Annotated in this window: 17 protein-coding genes; 4 read left to right on the forward strand and 13 right to left on the reverse strand. The window is 66.5% G+C overall.

The features are described 5' to 3' along the window. Positions 1-190 precede the first annotated feature (190 nt). Positions 191-553 carry a response regulator gene (locus SNE35_RS20485; RefSeq protein WP_320424876.1) on the reverse strand — a complete coding sequence of 121 codons (363 nt, stop codon included), beginning with the start codon at positions 551-553 and terminating at the stop codon, positions 191-193. A gap of 102 nt (positions 554-655) precedes the next feature. Between SNE35_RS20485 and SNE35_RS20490 the strand changes: the two genes are divergently transcribed. Then, the gene (locus SNE35_RS20490; RefSeq protein WP_488803604.1) at positions 656-1,756 is read left to right on the forward strand and encodes a sensor histidine kinase; all 1,101 of its coding nucleotides are present in this window, start codon (positions 656-658) and stop codon (positions 1,754-1,756) included. A 327-nt stretch (positions 1,757-2,083) separates the two neighbouring features. Here the strand turns inward: SNE35_RS20490 and SNE35_RS20495 are convergent, their stop codons facing one another. Together SNE35_RS20495 and SNE35_RS32045 are read right to left on the reverse strand one after the other, a co-directional pair. After that, positions 2,084-2,482: a DoxX family protein gene (locus SNE35_RS20495; RefSeq protein ID WP_320424878.1), complete on the reverse strand. Its 399-nt coding sequence runs from the start codon at positions 2,480-2,482 to the stop codon at positions 2,084-2,086. A gap of 48 nt (positions 2,483-2,530) precedes the next feature. Then, complete coding sequence (locus SNE35_RS32045) at positions 2,531-2,869, reverse strand: FAD-dependent monooxygenase family protein (protein WP_348539329.1); 339 nt, start codon at positions 2,867-2,869, stop codon at positions 2,531-2,533. A 514-nt stretch (positions 2,870-3,383) separates the two neighbouring features. Here SNE35_RS32045 and SNE35_RS20505 point away from each other — a divergent pair. After that, the gene (locus SNE35_RS20505) at positions 3,384-4,079 is read left to right on the forward strand and encodes an alpha/beta hydrolase (protein ID WP_320424880.1); all 696 of its coding nucleotides are present in this window, start codon (positions 3,384-3,386) and stop codon (positions 4,077-4,079) included. A gap of 84 nt (positions 4,080-4,163) precedes the next feature. Here the strand turns inward: SNE35_RS20505 and SNE35_RS20510 are convergent, their stop codons facing one another. The 3 genes from SNE35_RS20510 to SNE35_RS20520 all read right to left on the reverse strand — a co-directional run bounded on the left by SNE35_RS20510 (position 4,164) and on the right by SNE35_RS20520 (position 8,610). Further along, entirely contained in the window at positions 4,164-5,861 is a 1,698-nt protein-coding gene (locus SNE35_RS20510) for a tyrosine-type recombinase/integrase (protein ID WP_320424881.1), read from the reverse strand. 309 nt (positions 5,862-6,170) lie between these two features. Continuing rightward, positions 6,171-8,324 carry a putative bifunctional diguanylate cyclase/phosphodiesterase gene (locus SNE35_RS20515; RefSeq protein ID WP_320424882.1) on the reverse strand — a complete coding sequence of 718 codons (2,154 nt, stop codon included), beginning with the start codon at positions 8,322-8,324 and terminating at the stop codon, positions 6,171-6,173. 43 nt (positions 8,325-8,367) lie between these two features. After that, positions 8,368-8,610, reverse strand: a complete 243-nt coding sequence (locus tag SNE35_RS20520) for a glutaredoxin family protein (RefSeq protein WP_320424883.1) — start codon at positions 8,608-8,610, stop codon at positions 8,368-8,370. A 126-nt stretch (positions 8,611-8,736) separates the two neighbouring features. Here SNE35_RS20520 and SNE35_RS20525 point away from each other — a divergent pair, with 126 nt between their 5' ends. Beyond that, positions 8,737-10,479 (forward strand): methyl-accepting chemotaxis protein, encoded by a 1,743-nt coding sequence (locus tag SNE35_RS20525; RefSeq protein ID WP_320424884.1) that lies wholly within the window; start codon positions 8,737-8,739, stop codon positions 10,477-10,479. A 3-nt stretch (positions 10,480-10,482) separates the two neighbouring features. On the opposite strand, the gene SNE35_RS20530 is transcribed toward SNE35_RS20525, so the two are convergent. After that, positions 10,483-11,340: an NmrA family NAD(P)-binding protein gene (locus tag SNE35_RS20530; RefSeq protein ID WP_320424885.1), complete on the reverse strand. Its 858-nt coding sequence runs from the start codon at positions 11,338-11,340 to the stop codon at positions 10,483-10,485. A 111-nt stretch (positions 11,341-11,451) separates the two neighbouring features. On the opposite strand from SNE35_RS20530, the gene SNE35_RS20535 reads away from it, so the two are divergent. After that, a complete protein-coding gene (locus SNE35_RS20535; RefSeq protein WP_320424886.1) occupies positions 11,452-12,363 on the forward strand; it encodes a LysR family transcriptional regulator in 912 nt (303 codons plus the stop codon). On the opposite strand, the gene SNE35_RS20540 is transcribed toward SNE35_RS20535, so the two are convergent. The 6 genes from SNE35_RS20540 to SNE35_RS20565 form a co-directional block, all read right to left on the reverse strand. After that, positions 12,360-12,917 carry an RBBP9/YdeN family alpha/beta hydrolase gene (locus SNE35_RS20540; protein WP_320424887.1) on the reverse strand — a complete coding sequence of 186 codons (558 nt, stop codon included), beginning with the start codon at positions 12,915-12,917 and terminating at the stop codon, positions 12,360-12,362. The two genes, SNE35_RS20535 and SNE35_RS20540, sit on opposite strands and share 4 nt — an antisense overlap. Positions 12,918-13,038: 121 nt before the next feature. Further along, on the reverse strand, positions 13,039-14,229 hold the full coding sequence (locus SNE35_RS20545) for a trans-sulfuration enzyme family protein (RefSeq protein ID WP_320424888.1): 1,191 nt from the start codon (positions 14,227-14,229) through the stop codon (positions 13,039-13,041). Then, a complete protein-coding gene (locus tag SNE35_RS20550; protein ID WP_320424889.1) occupies positions 14,222-15,610 on the reverse strand; it encodes a cystathionine beta-synthase in 1,389 nt (462 codons plus the stop codon). The genes SNE35_RS20545 and SNE35_RS20550 overlap by 8 nt, the downstream gene beginning before the upstream one ends. Before the next feature lie 76 nt (positions 15,611-15,686). After that, positions 15,687-16,541: an ABC transporter permease gene (locus SNE35_RS20555; protein WP_320424890.1), complete on the reverse strand. Its 855-nt coding sequence runs from the start codon at positions 16,539-16,541 to the stop codon at positions 15,687-15,689. Beyond that, on the reverse strand, positions 16,538-17,353 hold the full coding sequence (locus SNE35_RS20560) for an ABC transporter ATP-binding protein (protein ID WP_431312776.1): 816 nt from the start codon (positions 17,351-17,353) through the stop codon (positions 16,538-16,540). The genes SNE35_RS20555 and SNE35_RS20560 overlap by 4 nt, the downstream gene beginning before the upstream one ends. Positions 17,354-17,367: 14 nt before the next feature. After that, on the reverse strand, positions 17,368-18,363 hold the full coding sequence (locus SNE35_RS20565) for an ABC transporter substrate-binding protein (protein ID WP_320424891.1): 996 nt from the start codon (positions 18,361-18,363) through the stop codon (positions 17,368-17,370). Position 18,364 lies beyond the last annotated feature (1 nt).

Below are 18,364 nucleotides of genomic sequence, written 5' to 3' on the forward strand. Positions count from 1 at the left end.
CTGTTCCATCCGTGGCCCGGGTTGCGATGTGCTACAGCCTCAATGCCAATCTCGTGCAAAAGTGTCGACGCTTGGCTGGGCACGATGGGGAGCACGCTGGCCCCGTGCGTCCATCTCTGTGCCGGTGGCCTTGACCAGCTTCACCGCCTGAACCTTGCGAGCCCTGCTTAACTGACGTCTTTCAGTCCAGTCAAAGCGCGCGGAGCAGGTGCACGAGCTCGTCGATTTTCACCGGTTTGACCAAAACATGGTCAAACGCGTCAGTGATTGCTCCGAGCTTGGAAATGCCCACATGACCGGTCAAGGCAATCAAGACAGGCGTGGCTCTGCCAAGGCTGCTTTTGATGCGCAGGGCCGCGTTGATGCCATCCATCCTGGGCATTTCGATGTCCGTGAGAATCGCATCGAAGGCTGAGCCGCCGGCGGTCGCCGCCTCAAGGGCCTGCACCCCATCAAAAGCCAAAACGACCTGCAGCGGGGCGAGAAACAGCTCCAGCAACTCCGCCAGGCTTTCGGCGGTTTCGCGGTCGTCATCGGCAATCAGCAATTTCACAGGAGCTCCTGCTACGGCGAGATCGAGGCAAATGCCGCTCCCGTTGGCCGTCCAATTGCCCTACGTTGGCTAATGCGCCTGGCTCAATTCATCGAATCGAATATGGAAGCGATCCTCGCCGAATGGGAGGCTTTCGCCAGGACGCTGCTACCGGCGTCAGATGGACTCGACATGACGGCCTTGCGGGATCATGCAGAACAGATCCTTCTCGCCACTGTGCGGGATCTCGGCTCCGCTCAGACCGAAAACGAGCAGGCCTCCAAGTCACGCGGAGAAGCCCTTCGCCCGGCGCAGGCTCCTGAGACTGCGGCCGAGACGCACGGATTTCTGCGCGCCACCGGCGGCTTCACCTTGAAGCAACTCGTGGCGGAGTATCGAGCGCTTCGCGCGACGGTACTGAAACTTTGGACCGCCCAGCACGAACCCGGGCCGGACACGCTGGCTGACATGACCCGATTCAATGAGGCGATCGACCAGGCGGTGTCCGAGTCCGTTGACATCTTCGCGCTCGAAACCGAGCGCTGGCGCAACGTCTTCCTGGGTGTTCTTGGCCACGACCTCCGCGGGCCGCTGAATGCGATCCTGCTGACCTCGCAGCTGCTCTCGCGGCTCAACGATGTCACACCCGTCAGCAAGCTCGCAGCACGGCTCATCAACGGCGGTGAGCGCATGAGGCACTTGCTTGATGATTTGCTCGACTACAGCCGTGCCTCACTGGATATCGGCATTCGCGTCACCCCAAGTTCGGTCCAACTTGCTGAGGCATTCGAAGAAGAGATCGAACTCCAGCGGGCGATCCGGCCGGACAACTTGATCGAATTCGTCGCCGAGGGCGGGACCGTCGGCGTATGGGACGCCACACGCCTGAGACAAGCCCTCGGGAATCTCGTTTCGAACGCCGCCAAGTACGGAGATGGCGGCACCCCCATCAAGGTGCATTTGATCGGATACAGCTATGAGGCCACCTTCACCGTCGAGAACACGGGGCCTTCGATTTCGGCAAGCGAGGTGAAGTCGCTGTTTGACCCATTGCGACGCGCAGCGCACGGTGATGACGAGACCGAGCGAACCAGCCTGGGGCTCGGACTCTTCATCGTGCGCCATATCGTTCGCGCGCACGGGGGCACGGTCACGCTCTTCTCCCGGGACGGAAAAACTGTCTTCAGCGCCAGTTTGCCGAAAGTCCCAGCTGCATCCGCTTGATGCCGCGAACGTCAATCAGTTCCACGTTGGCGATGTCCCTTCACGCAATACATTGCGAGATATGCCTGCTTCACCAGCGCTTTAGCCTCATCGCCATCATCGGATACAGACTGAAGCCGATGCTCGCTGACGTTGAAACCGGGATCCCGTTCAAGGTGCGCCGCACCGCCACAAGCGCGCCGGAATTCGCACATACATCGCTTTGACGCCGGGCTAAGCGCAACGCAGAACGCACGGCGTCGTTCCCGTCCTGCCTGGCGTAGAAAGCTTGCGGTGTTCAGTTCGAAAATGACGAAAGGACTGCGGCGAGCCGCAGTCCTCTTTCGATCACAGGCCCGTGATCAGCGGGCAAGACCAAGTGTTCCGTCTGTTGGCCCCGTATGCACCGGCACCGTGGGCGACGAACTGCAGCAGGCCGCCGGCCATGGCCAGGTTCTTCAGGAAGTGGAACATCTGATTCTGGTCACCCAGTGCATGGTGGAAGAACACGGCCGAGACCACGGAGAAGGCCGCCAGTGCAGCGGCGACAAGACGAGTGCGATAGCCGAGCGCCAGGATGGCGCCACCGACCAGCTCAGTCACCAGGGCCAGGGCGTATGCGAGGGTGGGCATCGGAATTCCGACGGAACCGATATAGCCGATGGTGCCGGCCGGAGCACTTAGCTTGCCGAAGGCGCTGACCAGGAAGATGAGGGCAACCAGTACGCGGCCGAGCAAGGGCAGCACGGAGGTCGGGGCGGAGGAATTGGTGGACCAGTACGTTCAGTACGGCGTTCAGCCGTCACGTCGGCCAACCGCCAAGCCAATTCTTGCGTTCCAGATAGACCGCAGCGGGCTGGCTCCTTGGTAACCAGTTCGCGGGGCGTGAGTCGGTGACCGTCTGACCTCATGCCCGGTGATCAGCTCGACGACGGTTTGCGGCGTATCAGGGCCGAAGAAGCGCCGGTGGTCCCGGGCCGTCTGGCCGGCAAGCGACGCGCTGCTGGGGAACAGGCCCTGCTCGTACTCGGCGAGCGCTGCTTCGACATCGCCAGGATTCGCGCAGATGGGCTTTCCAAGCTCGGCGCCATCCAAGATCGCCAGGTTGGCGCCTTTGCCGGCGAACGGCGACATCAAATGGGCGGCATCGCCGACCAGGGGGACTTCGGCCACTCACTGCCAACCTCCAGTCTCGTCTTGGACGTGGCTCGTATTCGCAACTTCCTCGAGCACTTTGGCATCCAAAAAAATCTTGAAAAGTATTTGACACCTAAAGTATCTGCGCATAGATTTGCATTCAATGAGTAGTTGACATCTAAAGCAATTCCTCTCAAGGAGGCTCTTCATGCAGGTGATCCACAACGATCGAGGCCAGGACGCCAGCATCGCCTGGTCGATATCCCGGGCCCCACCAGCTCGGCGCTGATCTCAAGGTTCCCGCAGCTCGACAGTTTTCGGGTGACTGTCCGGTTGCACCGCTCAAGCACAGCTTCATCGGATGTCTTCAGCTCGCAGGGTCATGGGCGACTTCGCGAAGCCGGAGCAACGGTTGCGCCGCTGCATGGGCGAGACGGATGGCCATTCGCCATCAACAGCCACCCGCCATGCAAATCGTTCCTTCATCCATCCATCTGAAAGAGAGCAAATCATGAACACTCTGGCACTGAGCATCGTCCTGATCCACGGCGGCTTTGTTGACGGCTCCGGCTGGCAAGGCGTCTACAACGATCTCAAGAAGGACGGCTACGACGTCAGCATCGTCCAGAACCCGACGACCTCGCTGGCCGACGATGTGGCCTTCACCAAGCGCGTCATCGCAAGCAAGAGCGGCCCGGTCCTGCTCGTGGGGCACTCCTACGGCGGTGTCGTCGTGACCGAGGCAGGCAACGATCCGAAGGTCGCGGGCTTGGTCTACATCGCCGCGTTCGCGCCGGACAAGGGCGAGTCGGTCGAGACGCTGATCAAGAACCCCGTTCCCGGTGCGCCGGTGCCGCCGATCCTGCCGCCGCAGGACGGCTTCCTGTTGCTGGACCAGGCCAAGTTCGCCGCCTCTTTCGCGGCCGACGTCAGCCAGGAGACGGCTGCCTTCATGGCCGCATCGCAAGTGCCTTGGGGCGTGGCTGCGCTGACGGGTGCGGTCACGACGCCGGCCTGGAAGAACAAGCCGAGCTGGTATCTGGTAGCCAAGGACGACAAGATGATCCCGCCCGCCGCGCAGCGCGCCATGTCGGCCCGTGCCGGCTCCGTCGTCACCGAAGTTCCGGGTAGCCACGCCGTGTACGTCTCGCGTCCGGACGATGTGGCGGCCGTTATCCGCCAGGCAGCAGTAGCGCTGAGCAAGTAAGGCCGCCGAAGCGGAAATGCTCCGCCCTCACGGGCGGAGCATGCTGTCGATTGCCGCTCAGTTGGTCGCGGCCTGCCGACTTCGTCAGGCCTCCGTTATCGCTTCAAGCCGCTTGGATGCCTCCAGTAATGCGCTCGATGCCGTGACTCCGGACGAATGAGCAACGCCGAGCTTGGCCCTGAGGATCGCGTCGACGTGTTCACCAAGCTTCACCCAGGCCGCTCGTTTTTCGTCTGCGAAGTCGTACAGCAGGTAGTGCCTTCGCACTTTCGGGCCGCCGAGCAAGTGGTTCTGGCAACGATCGATCAGGTCCGCTGGAATGCCGAGTCGCTGCATCGTGGTGGCGCTGGTGCGGCGCAGGTCGTGAGGCGTCCATTCCCCGTTTTCTCCGCCTGAGAGCACGAGGCTGTTGTCCAACACGCGCTTCTTCGGTTTCCTTGAAAGTTGCTTGAACATGAGCTGGCGATCTCCGACCTGCATCGTCAGAGCCTTTTCGCCGATCGGACCGTCTTCCTTGTCGGGCGAGGGGAACACCCATCGCGAATCGCCGGCCATTTCGAAAAGAACCTTGAACTGCTCTGCGGCTTGGGGGCTGAGGAAGACCATGAAGTCCCGTCGCCTGCCACGGGTTGACTTGCTGTTCTCCTTGGGAATGAACCATTCGCCCTTCTCAAAGTTGATGTGCTTCTTCTCGGTAAGGAGCAGCTCGCCGATGCGACAGGTCGTCAATAGGCATAGCCAGACGGCGCACTGGTACTTGGTGCTCAGTCCACGTTGCGAGCGCACGAGGTCGACCCAGGGGTTCCAATCGGGCTCGGGTAACGGCGTCGGCGCGGCCGCGGTTTGAAGTGCGACACGATGCCAGTGGCCTCGGGACGGGGTTGGGATACTGCGGCGCTCGCAAATCTTCGATAGCCCGCGGTCGCTGATGCCGAGCTGATGCGCCAGACGCATGATCGGTGTGTGCCACACCAGCTCGTAGAGGTCTTTTCGGGTCAGGGTCGCCGCGTCCTTTCCCATGGCGGCGAAGATGTCGCGTAGCTCAGTCAGCTCATCGACGGACAACACACGCTCCCGGGCGTAGTCGATGTCGTAGCCGGGGCTGACGACTGTCTTGATGTCCACGAGGTCTATCGGGTTGCCTTCGGCGAGAAGACGGCGCCAGGGTTGGCGTTTCTCCGCCCAGTGATACATCTGCGCTAGATCGTTGCGCACGGCGACGGCCATGCGATTCGCGCCGCGTCCGACGATCACCTTGAGCAGGACACGGAGGTCATGTTCGGTAGTCTCCGCAACCAGCTTCGTGCCGATGACGGGGCGCACGTTCTTGTCCAGCAACTGGCGCAGTCCTAGATTGCCGTCGCTGCGTTTCACGCCGTCTTGAAGCCAAGCGTCGATCAGGTCATTGTTGATCTTGGCATCGGCCTGCCGCAGGGCTTCAGCTGCCAGCGTCACCTTGACTTCCTGCTGCGCCTGGATGCGTTCGGCCTGTCGGTGCTCTGACGGATTGATGCCCTCACGTAACTTCAGGCGGGCCTCGTCGCGCGTACGCCGGATCCCTGCGAGGTCGACGGCCGGCCAAAAACCGCAATCCAGCCGCTTGACCTTGCCTTCCCACTTGAACGCGTAGCGCCAGCGAATCGTTACTTCGGCGCGGCTGCTGACCCGGACTTCGCCGGTGAGGCCATCGCCGTCGCCGAGGGTGTCACCTGCCCAGTCGGTTGGTACGTTGCGCAACTCTGTCACCGTCCATCGGGAGCCTTTCGGGCGTCGTGTAGCCATCTCGATCCACCTTCCTACCTGAAGATAGCAAGTTCGAATCGTAGCGTTTTTAGGGGCAACCGTGGGGGCAACCGAAGCGTGAGCTGCCCTGAGACGTCGTGAGACGCCAAAGGACTACGAATCGCCTAAGTTGTTGATTTTAAAGAATATGAGAAAATCCCAGATTGTCCCGCAAGGTCTCGGAAAATCTTGCGATCTATAAATGGGGTGCAAGAGGTAGCGAGTTCGAATCCCGCCGTTCCGACCATTGATAAGAAGAGAAGCAACGGGTTAGCCGCGAAAGCAGCTAACCCGTTTTTCATTCCATCTTCATTCCATAAATGGCTCGCCCAGCACCGAAGGCGAGAAGTCAGCGGAGCCGGCCGGCTTGTGCCCTTCAGTCCAGGCTTCAAGGGCCTCGGCGGACATCGGGCGGGCGAGGTAGAAGCCCTGCAGCTCGTCGCATTGCATCTCCAGCAGGATGTCGTGCTGGCCCTGGGTCTCCACGCCCTCCGCGACGACGCGCAGGCCCAGTTCATGGGCGAGCTGGATGACGGCGCTGACGATGGCGCGGGCATCCGTGCTGGCTTCGACGTCGGCGACGAAGCTGCGATCGATCTTGAGCTGGCGCGCCGGAAGCTGCCGCAGGTAGCTGAGGCTGGAATAGCCGGTACCGAAGTCGTCGATGGACAGGAAGACGCCGATGCGGGCCAGTTCGTCGAAGGCGCGCTGCGTGCTCTTCAGGTCCTCCATGGCGACCGACTCGGTGATCTCGCAGAGCAACTGCGATGGATCGATGAAGTTGCGCTCCAGCGCCGCTTCGATCCGGGTCGCCAGATCGGGTTCGCGCAACTGGTGGACGGACAGGTTGATCGCCACGCGCATGCGCAGGCCCGTTTCGGCCCAGGCGCGCATCTGTCGGCAGGCCTCGTCGATGACCCAGTTGCCCAGGGTGTTGATGAGCCCGAAGCGCTCGGCGATGGGAATGAACAGGTTCGGCCCCAGCATGCCGCGCTCGGGGTGGTTCCACCGCAATAGCGCCTCCACGCCGCGGATCTGGCCCTGTGCACCATCGATCTTGGGTTGGTAGTGCAGCGCGAGCTGACCACCGCTTTCCAGTGCCAGGCGCAGATCGTTCTGCAGGTTGAGCTGCTCCTGGGCGCCTTCGTCCATGCGTGCTTCGTACAGCGCGTAGGTGCCGCCGCCCGTGCGCTTGGCGGTGTACATCGCCGCGTCGGCGTTCAGCAGCAGTTTGTCGGCGTCGCCGTGATCCGGGTAGACGGCGATGCCCACCGAGCCGGACAGCGCGACCCGGCGGCCGGCCGCTTCCAGCGGTGCCGTCAGTGCGGCGATCAGGCGGCGGGCGAGGCTGGCGCAGTCCGCCACGCTGCTTACGTCTTCCATCAGCAGCACGAACTCGTCGCCACCGATGCGGGCCACCGTGTCGGCATCGCGCGCGGCTTCGCGAAGGCGCCGGGCCGCCTCGATCAGCACCGTGTCGCCCACGGCGTGACCCATCGAGTCGTTGACCGGCTTGAAGCCGTCCAGGTCCACAAAGAGCACGGCGACCTTGCCGAGCGTGCGTCCCGAGATCTGCTCGGCGGCGCGCGCGTGGCGCTGCAACGCATGGGCCAGCCGGTCCTCGAACAGCATGCGGTTGGGCAGGCCGGTCAGCGGGTCCTGGAATGCGCGGCGCCGCAGTTCCTCATTGGCCGACTCCAGCTTGACGTTGGCCACTTTGAGCGAGCTGCGCATGCGCGCATCCATCATCGATGTGAGCAAGGTCATCGCCAGCAAGGCGACGGAGAACACCGAGACGATCGTGCCGAGTTCCGGACCGCTGAGCACATCCGCGCTCAGGCAGACCGAGCCTTCCGGGAAGTTGGCCGCCGCCATGCCGGTGTAGTGCATGCTGCAGATGGCGATGCCCATGACCAAGGCGGCAAGCGGCTGAAGAACCACCGCGCTGCGCTCGGCAAGCCTGCGCAGCCAGAAGAACATCAGCAAGGCGGCGCCCGACGCGCCCACGCCGATCAGGGCCGACGCGGCGACGATGCGCGCGTCCCAGACGATTGCCGGCGACATGTCGAGCGCGGCCATGCCGATGTAGTGCATGGCGCAGATGCCCAGGCCCATGGCGAGCGAGCCGCCCGCGAGGCTGGGCCAGGTGAGCGCGCCTTGGCCGGCGACATGCAAGGCGATGGCCGACACCACCACTGCCGCGAACCAGGAGGCCGCCGTCAGGCCGAGCGTATAGCCCAGCGCGATCGGCAGCGAGAACGCCAGCATGCCGACGAAGTGCATGCACCAGATGCCGGTGCCCATCGCGAGCGATCCACCCAGCCACCAGTTCCGCGCCACGCCGCGCTCGCGAGACTGGGCGCGCTTCGCCAGGTCGAGGGCGACGTAGGACGCGAAGCTGGCGATCAGCAGGGACGCCGCGACGATCCACGGGGAATAAATGGACGGCAAGTACTGCGTCATCTGTGGGCCCTCCCCACGCCGGAGGTGGAGGCCTCCTTGGGCTTCAGATCTTCAACTGAGCGAGCGCCGCCTGCAAGCCCGCCACGCCGCCGACGCGCTGGTCGTTGATGAACACCTGGGGCATCGAGCGCACGGAAGGCCCGCACTTTTCGTAGAAGGCCTTGCGCTGTTCCTCATCGTCGATCCTGACTTCCTCGTAGCCGATGTTCTTGGACTTCAGCAGGCTCTTGACGGTGTCGCACTGCGGGCAGGCGGACTTGGAATAGACGACGATGTTCAGTTGCATCGAGCCAGTTTAGAGGCAAGACCGGGGGTGTCGCCGACTTTGTCACGGAGCCGCGAAGCGCTGTCGTCAAGGATTCGCGGGTCGCAGGTATCGTTATTGGATCCAGAAAATCCATGGGGTTTCGTTGTGTCTGCTCTCTCCAATCTCAAGATCGGCGCCCGGCTGGCGCTGGGTTTCGCACTGGTCCTGATCCTGACCGCCGTGTTGGGCATGGTCGCCATCAGCGGTGTCACCAAGGTCAATTCGTCGACGGAGGAACTGGCCACCAACTGGCTCGTGGCCACGCGCGCGCTGGGCGACTACCGAACCGGCGTGAACCTGGTCCGCCGCGTCGGCGGGCAGTACGTGACGAGTTCCACCGATGAGGATTTCGCGCGCTGGGACAAGCGCATGGCCGACGGCAAGGCCGCGATGGCCGAGGCCTGGAAGCGCTACCGCCCGACCGTGGACACGCCGGAAGAGAAAGCCCTGGCCAGCGCCATCGAAGCCGACCAGGAGGCATTCTTCAAGGCGCAGGACGCAGTCTCTGAACGGGCCAAGCAGCAGAAGCAGTACTCCGAGGAACTGCGCCAGCTCTCGCTGGGCGATTCGCTGACGACCTTCAACACCCTGCTGGCCGACGTCGAGAAGGACGTCGTCATCCAGGCCAAGGGCGCCGACGAGGCCTTTGCGCAGTCGCAATCCACCTTCCGCAGCACGCGTCTCGTCGTGATGAGCCTGCTGGGCCTGGCCATCGCGGCCGGCGCGTTCATCGCCTGGCTGGTCACCCGCTCGATCACCGCCCCGATCCGCGCTGCCGTGCAGGTGGCCGAGACGGTAGCCAGCGGCGACCTGCGCTCGAAGATCGTGGCGACCGGCCGCGACGAAACCGCACAGCTGCTCGCCGCGCTGGGCCGCATGAACGAGAGCCTGGTCGGCATCGTCGGCGACGTTCGCCTGGCCTCGGACTCGATCGCCACCGGCACCACCGAGATCGCCACCGGCAACGCCGACCTCTCGCAGCGCACCGAAGAGCAGGCCAGCAATCTGCAGCAGACGGCAGCCTCGATGGAGCAGATGACCGCCACCGTGCAGAAGAACGCCGACGCCGCCCAGCAGGCGCGCCAGCTCTCGACCACGGCCAGCGAGGCCGCCAGCAAGGGCGGCGAGGTGGTGGGCCAGGTGGTCTCCACGATGGCGCAGATCAGCGAGAGCTCGCGCAAGATCTCCGACATCATCGGCGTGATCGACGGCATCGCCTTCCAGACCAACATCCTGGCGCTGAACGCCGCCGTGGAAGCAGCCCGCGCCGGCGAGCAGGGCCGCGGCTTCGCCGTCGTGGCCGGCGAGGTGCGCAACCTCGCGCAGCGCAGCGCCGAGGCGGCGCGCGAGATCAAGAGCCTGATCAGCGACAGCGTCGAGAAGGTCGAGGCCGGCAGCGCCCTGGTGGGCCACGCCGGCGGCGCCATCGACGACATCATGCTGCAGGTGCGCCGTGTGAACGACCTGGTCGGCGAGATCAGTGCCTCGAGCCTGGAGCAGAACCAGGGCATCGGCCAGATCGGCGATGCGGTGAACCAGCTCGACCAGGTGACGCAGCAGAACGCCGCGCTGGTGGAGGAGAGCGCCGCCGCCGCGGAAAGCCTCAAGCACCAGGCCGCGCGTCTGGCCGAGACCGTCTCCAAGTTCCGCATGAACGGCGATGGCGAGCGCAAGCCCGCCGCCGCGGGCATCCAGGCGAAGCCAGTTGTCCTTGCGAAGAAGGCACCGGCTGTCGCCAAGGCCGCCGCGCCGGCACCCAAGCGTGCGATGCCTGCAGCAGCCCCGGTCCGGCCGAAGCCGGTGGCCGTGGCCCAGCCCGCGGGCGACGATAGCTGGGAAACCTTCTAAACCTCAATCGCTGGCGAGCAGTGTCGCCAGCACCTTGTCCAGTGTGACGCTGCCCTGCCGCGTCGCGCCCTCGAAGGCGATCCAGCCTTCGTTGAAACCATCGAGCATGCGCATCCGCGGCTGCGGGTTGCGCATGCCCTGAGCGTGGAAGCGCGTTTCCCACTGTTCGCGCGCTACGACCACGGCGTGCACTGACTTGCCCAGCGCCCGGGAGAGCGCAGCGGCCAGGTCGGCGGGCGAGAGCCGCTGCGGCCCTTCCAGTTCGACGACGCGATGCTGCTGTGTGGTTGCTTCCAGCAGCAGTTCCGCAGCCGTGCGGCCGACGTCCTCGGTCGCCACCATCGGCACCGCGCGATCCAGCGGCTGCAGCAGCGATTCGATCTCGCCGCGCTCGCGCGCCGCCGGGATGTCCCAGACGAGGTTCTCGATGAACCAGCCGGGCCGAAGCACGGTGACCGGCATCGGCAGGTCCGCCATCGCGGCTTCCAGCATGCCCAGCTGGCTCAGCAGGTTCGTGTGCGCCGCGCGAGCGCCAATCGTCGACAGGACCACGACCCGCCCTGGCTGCGCCTCCAGCAGCGCCGCGCGCATCGCCGCGATCGTGCCAGCCGCCTCGGAGAAATCGGGCGACGGGTCGAAGGTCGGCGGCAGCAGCAGGAACACGCCCTCGCAGCCGCGAAAGGCTTGCGCCAGCGCCGTCGCATCGCCGATGTCGGCCAGCGCCACTTCGCAGCCCCGTGCCCGCCAGGGCCCACCCTTCGCCGCGTCGCGCACGACCGCGCGCACCGGCTTGCCCTGTGCCAGCAGCGTTCGCGCCAGCGCGCCTCCCACCTGTCCCGTGATTCCCGTGATTGCAAACATCGCCGTTTCCTTTCGCTTGTTGATGGGACGAATTCTGGGAAACGGCGGACGATCTGGCGATAGCATGAATGTCATCGGATAAATGACATCCATGCATCAGCGGAGAAGCGCATGAACGGTTTCGACGAACGCCTGCTCGGCGGGCTGGGCGTCTTCCTCGCCATCGCGGACGCTGGCAGCTTTGCCGAGGCGGGCCGGCAGCTCGATATGTCACAGCCGGGTGTCAGCCGTGCCGTCGCCCGGCTGGAGCAACGCCTGGGAGTGCGCCTGTTCGACCGCACGACCCGCTCGGTGAGCCTTACCGACGAAGGCCGCCGCTTCCGCGCGCAGGTGCTGCCGCTGCTGGCCGGGCTGGAGGACGCCGCCAACGGCGTTGCCCAGGGCCGCGGCGCGGTGCGCGGGCGGTTGCGGGTGCAGCTGGACCCTTTCTTCTCACGGATGGCGCTGGGGCCGCGGCTGGGCGAATTCCTGGCCGCGCATCCGGAGGTCACGCTGGATCTCGTCACGCGCGACCAGCTCGGCGACATGGTGGCCGACGGCTTCGACCTGGCCGTGCGCTTCGGTCATCTGCCCTCGTCCAACCTGATCGCGCGCAAGCTGCTGGACACGCGCATCGTCACCGTCGCCGCGCCGGCCTACCTGGCCCGCCGCGGCCGGCCCGCCACGCCGCAGGACATCGAGCGCGAGGGCCATGCCTGCATCGATTTCCGCGACCCCGCCAGCGGCCGGCCCTTCCCCTGGGAGTTCCACCGCGGGCGCCGGCGCCTGGTCGTGCCGACCGACGGCCGCCTCGTCGTCAACGACGCGGGTACCTTGCTGAGCACCTGCCTGGCCGGCTACGGCCTGGCGCAGGTGATGGACTTCGGCACGCAGGCGCTGCTCGATGCCGGGCAGCTGGTGGACGTCTTTCCCGACTGGCCCGACGAGCGCTTTCCGCTGCACGCAATCCACCCGTCGCGCCACCGCGTGCCTGCCAAGGTGCGCGCCTTCCTGGAGTTCGTCATCGGCATCGTCAGCGGCTAGGCCGCGAAGGGCTGCTCGTGCAGATGGTTTGTCCGGGCCGATTCGACCCAGCGCTGCGCCAGCGGGAAGGGCCCGAAGCCGGACTCGGTGTTGATGTGCCCGACGCGGCCGAGATTGCTGAGGTGCGAGCCCCAGCGGCCGGCCCAGCGCTGTGCGTTGGCCACGCTCATCCAGGGATCGTTCTGGCTGCAGATCATCGTGCTCGGGATCGCCAGGCGGCGCTGCGGTAGCAGCTCCGCGGCGCCGAAGCGGTCCGGGTCGGCCGGCGCCACCAGCAGCGCCTGGCGCACCGGCGCATCGGGATGCTCGGCCAGGTAGTGCGCCAGCGCGAGCACGCCGAAACTGTGCGCCACGGCGATCCACTCGCCGCTGCCTGCGTTGTCGATCGTGCTGGCGATGCGCGCGGCCCACAGCTGGACGTCGCCGCGGCTGAAGTCGCGCTGCACGACGCGGCGCGAATCGCGGTACTGCTGCTGCAGCCAGCTTTGCCAATGTGCGGGCCCGCTGTCGTGCAGGCCCGGGATGATCAGCAGGCGGGGTGGCTGATGGCTCATGGGCGCTCCCGTTGAAGATGGAGCCCCAAGGCTAGGGCCGCGGGCCGCCGCGGTGAACGAAGCGATCCGCATGCGCTCATGCGCCGGCCGAGCAAGCCGACCCAGAAAGCCCGAGCCTTGATCAGACGGCTTCGAGCGCCTGCGCGAGATCGTCGCGCAGATCGCTGACGTCCTCGATGCCCGCCGAGATCCGCACCAGCGCGTCGGTGATGCCCAGCCGCGCCCGCGTCTCCGCGGGGATGGAGGCATGCGTCATCAGCGCCGGCAGCGAGATCAGGCTCTCGACGCCGCCGAGGCTCTCGGCCAGCGTGAAGAGCCGCGTCCGCTCCAGGAAGCGGCGCGCGCCGGCCTCGTCGGTGGCGAGCTGCACGCTGATGATGCCGCCGCCGCCGCGTGCCTGGCGGCGCTGCAGCGCGTACTGCGGATGCGATTCGAGCCCGGGGTAGTGGACGCGCGTCACCTTGGCGTGGCCCTGCAGCCATTCGGCCAGCTTCTGCGCGCTCTCGTTGTGGCGCTGCATGCGCAGTGCCAGCGTCTTCAGGCCGCGCAGCGCCAGGAAGCTGTCGAAGGGCCCGGTCACCGCGCCGACCGCGTTCTGCAGGAAGCTCAGCTGTTCGCGCAGCGCGGCCTGGCGCTCCTCGCCACCGACGATCAGCACGCCGCTGATCACGTCGCTGTGCCCGTTCAGATACTTGGTGGCCGAGTGCAGCACGAGGTCGAAGCCCAGCTCCAGCGGGCGCTGCGACCACGGGCTGGAGAAGGTGTTGTCGCACACGGCCAGCGCCTGCGGGTGGCTGCGCGCCAGCGCGGCGACGGCGGCCAGGTCGGTGACCTTCAGCAGCGGGTTGGTCGGCGTCTCGATCCAGATCAGCCGCGTGTCGGGCCGCAGCGCGGCGCGCACCTCGTCGACCTTGCTGGTGTCCACGTAGGTGACCTGCAGGCCGGCGCTGTGCTTGCGCACGCGCTCGAAGAGGCGATAGCTGCCGCCGTAGAGGTCGTCGCTGGCGACGATGTGCGAGCCCTGGGGCAGCGTGTCCAGCAGCGTCGCCATCGCGGCCAGCCCCGAGCCGAAGGCCAGGCCCAGCGCGCCGGACTCCAGGTCGGCGATGGCGCGCTCGTAGGCCTGGCGGGTGGGATTGTGGGTGCGGCCGTACTCGTAGCCCTGGTGCACGGCCGGGCTTTGCTGGCGGTAGGTGGAGGTGGCGTAGATCGGCACCATCACCGCGCCGGTCAGCGGGTCGGGATGCTGGCCGCCGTGGATAGCGCGCGTGTCGAAGGCGAGGCGCGCGGCCTTGTCGTGCTTGTCAGTCATGGTGTTGGACTCGCTTGCGCAGGTGGTTGAGGAGGTCGAATCGCGTGACGAGGCCGTGGAAGCGATCGCCGTCCGCGATCACCGCCACGTCGCCCTGGCGCAGCACGCGCTGCAGTTCGGCCAGCGAGGCGCTCGGCGCCAGCGTGCGCACGTCCTCGCTCATCGCGCTGCGCACCGGGTCGGTGAAGCTGCCCTGCTGCGCATGCAGGCGCGACAGCAGGTCGGATTCGTCCAGCAGGCCGACGAGCCGATCTTGTTCCAGCACCGGCAACTGCGACACATTGGCCTCGCGCATGCGCGAAAAGGCGGTGGCGAGCGGATCATCGGGGCCGGCGGAGACGATCGCGCCGTCCTCGGGCCGGCGCGCGATCAGGTCGCGCAGGTCGCCCAGCGCCTGGCGGTGCAGCAGGCCCTGGTCGAACATCCACGGGTCGCTGTAGACCTTGCTGAGGTAGCGCGTGCCGGTGTCGCAGACGATGCTGACGACGCGCTTGGGCGCCGTCTGCTCGCGGCAATAACGCAGCGCCGCGGCCAGCAAGGTGCCGCTGGACGAACCGGCCAGGATGCCCTCGGCGCTGAACAGCGCGCGGGCCGTGGAGAAGCTCTCCTCGTCGGAGATGCTGTAGGCCTCGCCGATGCCGGAGAGGTCCGCGATCGGCGGCACGAAGTCCTCGCCGATGCCCTCCACGGCCCAGGAGCCCGGCTGCCCGTGCCGGCCGGTCTTGACCAGGTCACGCAGGATCGAGCCGACCGGGTCGGCCAGCACCATCTGCACCTCCGGGTCGGCGCGGCGGAAGAAGCGTGTCAGCCCCGTCAAGGTGCCGCTGGAGCCGACGCCGACCACCACTGCATCGACGCGATGTTCCATCTGGCGCCAGATCTCCGGCCCGGTGCCGGTCTCGTGCGCCAGCGGGTTGGCCGGGTTGTTGAACTGGTCGGCATGCCAGGCGCCCTCGATGTCCTTCACCATGCGCGCTGCCAGGTCCTGGTAGTACTCGGGGTGGCCCTTGCCGACGTCGGAGCGAGTGGTGTGCACCTCGGCGCCCATCGCCTTCAGCTGGATGACCTTCTCGCTGGCCATCTTGTCCGGCACGACCAGCACCACGCGGTAGCCCTTGGCGCGCGCGACCAGCGCCAGGCCGATGCCGGTGTTGCCCGCCGTCGCCTCCACCACGGTGCCGCCGGGGCGCAGCCGCCCGTCGCGCTCGGCCGCCTCGACCATCGAGAGGCCGATGCGGTCCTTGATCGAGCCGCCGGGGTTCTGCGACTCGAGCTTGAGGAACAGCTCGCAGGGGCCGGTGTCCAGGCGCGTGACGCGCACGAGCGGCGTGTTGCCGATCAGGTCGAGGACCGCGGGGCGATTGGTGTTCGCTGAGGTCATGGGGTCTCCTTGTGGGAGTGGAACGGGCAATCCTACTGCCCGGTTGGCCTGGCGTGGTACGCCAGGGCCATATGGGCTATCGCTGCATACCCCAGCGGCGTACGGTGAGCCGCTCCAGCGTCTCGAAGCCGAGGTTCTCGACCAGCAGGCCGATCAGCACGACGCAGGCGAGCCCGGCGAACACGCGGTCGGTGTACAGCTCGTTGCGGTTCTGGAAGATGTACCAGCCCAGGCCCCCCTTGCCGGACGAGGCGCCGAAGAACAGCTCCGCCGCGATCAGCGTGCGCCAGGCGAAGGCCCAGCCGATGCGCAGGCCCGACAGGATCGCCGGCAGCGCGGCCGGTGCCAGCACCAGCAGCACGTAGCGCAGCCCGCGCAGGCCGTAGTTGCGGCCGGTCATCCGCAGTGTCTCGGGTACGGCCTGGAAGCCGGCGTGCATCGCCAGCGCCAGCGGCCACAGCACCGAGTGCACCAGCACGAAGACGAGGCTCGCCTTGCCCAGGCCGAACCACAGCAGGGCCAGCGGCAGCAGCGCGATGGCCGGCAGCGGGTTGAACATGGCGGCCAGCGTGCTCAGCAGTTCGCGGCCCAGGCGCGACGAAGAGGCCAGCGCCGTCAGCGCGAAGGCCAGCAGCGTGCCGAGCAGGTAGCCCTGCAGCAGCAGCGCCAGCGACAGCGCCGCCTTGCCCGGCAGCTCGCCGTCGAGCAGGTCGGTGGCGAAGGCACGGGCGGTCTGCAGGAAGCTCGGCAGCAGCAGGTCGTTGCCGGCGATGCGCGCGGCGATCTCCCACAGCAGGGCCAGCAGCGCGACGATGCCAGCCTTGCGCAAGCCGGCGTGGCGTTGCCACAGTCGCGGTGCAGCCACGGGCGCGGAAGGCTCGATGGCTTCGAGCCGGTATTCGATCTCGGGGCGGGGCAGGGTCGTCGTCATGCCGGCCGGTCTTCCTCGAACAGCAGCCGATGGATGCGCCGCGCCTGGGCCTGGAAATCGGCGCTGCCCGCGCTGTGCAGGCCGAAGCGCTGCGCGTCGAGTTCGGCGCGCACGCGGCCCGGGTGCGGCGACAGCAGCAGGATGCGGTTGCCGACGACCAGCGCCTCCTCGATCGAATGGGTGACGAAGATCAGCGTGAAGGGCGCGTCGGCCCACAGCGTCAGCAGCTCTTCCTGCATGCGCCGGCGGGTCAGCGCGTCCAGCGCGGCGAAGGGTTCGTCCATCAGCAACACGGTGGGCTGCATCGCCAGCGCGCGGGCGATCGCTACGCGCTGCTTCATGCCGCCGGACAGTGTGTGCGGATAGGCCTTGGCAAAGTCGGCTAGGCCTACGCGCACCAGCGCCTGCATCGCCTGCTCGCTCGCCTCGGCGCGGGGCAGGCGGCGCGCGGCCTGGAGCGGGAACATGACGTTGGCCAGCACGGTCTTCCACGGCGGCAGCTGGTCGAACTCCTGAAATACGGCGATGCGGTCGGGCCCCGGCTCGCGTACGGCCGCGCCGGCCAGGCGGATCTCGCCCTCGGTCGGCGCAATGAAGCCGCCGATCGCCTTCAGCAGCGAGGATTTGCCGCAGCCCGAAGGGCCCAGCAGCACGAAGCGGTCACCTCGCTGCACCTCGAAGCTGACGCGATGCGTGGCGCGGACGATGCGATCCTGCGCCACATATTCGAGGCTGACGCCGTCGACCTGCAGCAGCGCGGGGGCCGGGGCCTGTACAGCGACGGGCGTTGCCTCGTCGCGCACCAGCGCCAGGGCGGCGCCCACGCTCAGCTACCGCCCGCGGTGTGCGGGTCGTCGAAGAAATAGTCGCGGGCCGAAGCCGGCTTGTTCTTGATCGCGCCGACGCGCTGCATGAACTGGGCGAGGCCCAGCGTGTTCTGCGGCGCCAGCTTGAACTCGACCTCGGGGTTCGTGATGATCGACAGCAGCAGCTTGCGGTCGATGCCCGACTTGTTGGTTCGGATGAAGATGTCCGCCGCCTTCTCGGGGTTGGCGCGGATGAAGCGCGCGGCCTCGGCCAGCGCATCGACGAAGGCCTTGTAGGTCTTCGGGTTCTCGTTGCGGAACTTCTCGGTGCCGTAGAGCACGGTGGCCGATGCCGGGCCGCCGAGCACGTCGTAGCTCTTCAGCACGATGTGCGCATTCGGGTTGCCGGCCAGCTCCTGCTCCTGGAACGGCGGGTTGCCGAAGTGGCCGGTGATCTCGGTGCCGCCCTTGACGATGGCGGCCGTGGCTTCTGGGTGCGGCACCGCCACCTGGTTCGCGTCGAGCTTCGCGTACTGGGCATCGCCCCACAGCTTGGCCGAGGCGAGCTGGAGGATGCGCGCCTGCACCGACACACTCACCGCGGGCAGCGCGATGCGATCCTGCGGACCGAAGTCGGCGATCGTCTTCACGCCCGGCTTGTTGCTCACCAGGTAGTAGGGGAAGTTGCCCAGCGAGGCGATGCCGCGCACGTTCTGCCGGCCCAGCGTGCGGTCCCAGATCGTCAGCAGCGGGCCGACGCCGGCGCCGGCCACGTCGATCGAGCCCGACAGCAGCGCGTCGTTGACGCTGGCGCCGCCAGACAGCTTCACGAACTCGATCTGGATGTCCTGGCCTTGCGCCTTGCCGGCCTTCTCGATCAGCTGCTGGTCCTGCGCCACGTTCAGCAGCAGGTAGACGATGCCGAACTGCTCGGCGATGCGCAGCCGGCCTTCGGCGTGGGCGGCGCCCGACAGCGCGAGCGCTGCCAGCGTGGCGATGATTTTCTTTTTCTTCATG

It is taken from the genome of Roseateles agri (genome assembly GCF_034043675.1).
GTDB lineage: Bacteria > Pseudomonadota > Gammaproteobacteria > Burkholderiales > Burkholderiaceae_C > KK5.

What these genes read in the sequence shown, in the direction of transcription:
- SNE35_RS20490 (WP_488803604.1), top strand. Translation starts at nt 656, where the DNA reads ATGGAAGCGATCCTCGCCGAATGGGAGGCTTTCGCCAGGACGCTGCTA.
- SNE35_RS32045 (WP_348539329.1), bottom strand. Translation starts at nt 2,869, where the DNA reads ATGTCGCCGTTCGCCGGCAAAGGCGCCAACCTGGCGATCTTGGATGGC.
- SNE35_RS20505 (WP_320424880.1), top strand. Translation starts at nt 3,384, where the DNA reads ATGAACACTCTGGCACTGAGCATCGTCCTGATCCACGGCGGCTTTGTT.
- SNE35_RS20510 (WP_320424881.1), bottom strand. Translation starts at nt 5,861, where the DNA reads ATGGCTACACGACGCCCGAAAGGCTCCCGATGGACGGTGACAGAGTTG.
- SNE35_RS20515 (WP_320424882.1), bottom strand. Translation starts at nt 8,324, where the DNA reads ATGACGCAGTACTTGCCGTCCATTTATTCCCCGTGGATCGTCGCGGCG.
- SNE35_RS20520 (WP_320424883.1), bottom strand. Translation starts at nt 8,610, where the DNA reads ATGCAACTGAACATCGTCGTCTATTCCAAGTCCGCCTGCCCGCAGTGC.
- SNE35_RS20530 (WP_320424885.1), bottom strand. Translation starts at nt 11,340, where the DNA reads ATGTTTGCAATCACGGGAATCACGGGACAGGTGGGAGGCGCGCTGGCG.
- SNE35_RS20535 (WP_320424886.1), top strand. Translation starts at nt 11,452, where the DNA reads ATGAACGGTTTCGACGAACGCCTGCTCGGCGGGCTGGGCGTCTTCCTC.
- SNE35_RS20540 (WP_320424887.1), bottom strand. Translation starts at nt 12,917, where the DNA reads ATGAGCCATCAGCCACCCCGCCTGCTGATCATCCCGGGCCTGCACGAC.
- SNE35_RS20545 (WP_320424888.1), bottom strand. Translation starts at nt 14,229, where the DNA reads ATGACTGACAAGCACGACAAGGCCGCGCGCCTCGCCTTCGACACGCGC.
- SNE35_RS20550 (WP_320424889.1), bottom strand. Translation starts at nt 15,610, where the DNA reads ATGACCTCAGCGAACACCAATCGCCCCGCGGTCCTCGACCTGATCGGC.
- SNE35_RS20555 (WP_320424890.1), bottom strand. Translation starts at nt 16,541, where the DNA reads ATGACGACGACCCTGCCCCGCCCCGAGATCGAATACCGGCTCGAAGCC.
- SNE35_RS20565 (WP_320424891.1), bottom strand. Translation starts at nt 18,363, where the DNA reads ATGAAGAAAAAGAAAATCATCGCCACGCTGGCAGCGCTCGCGCTGTCG.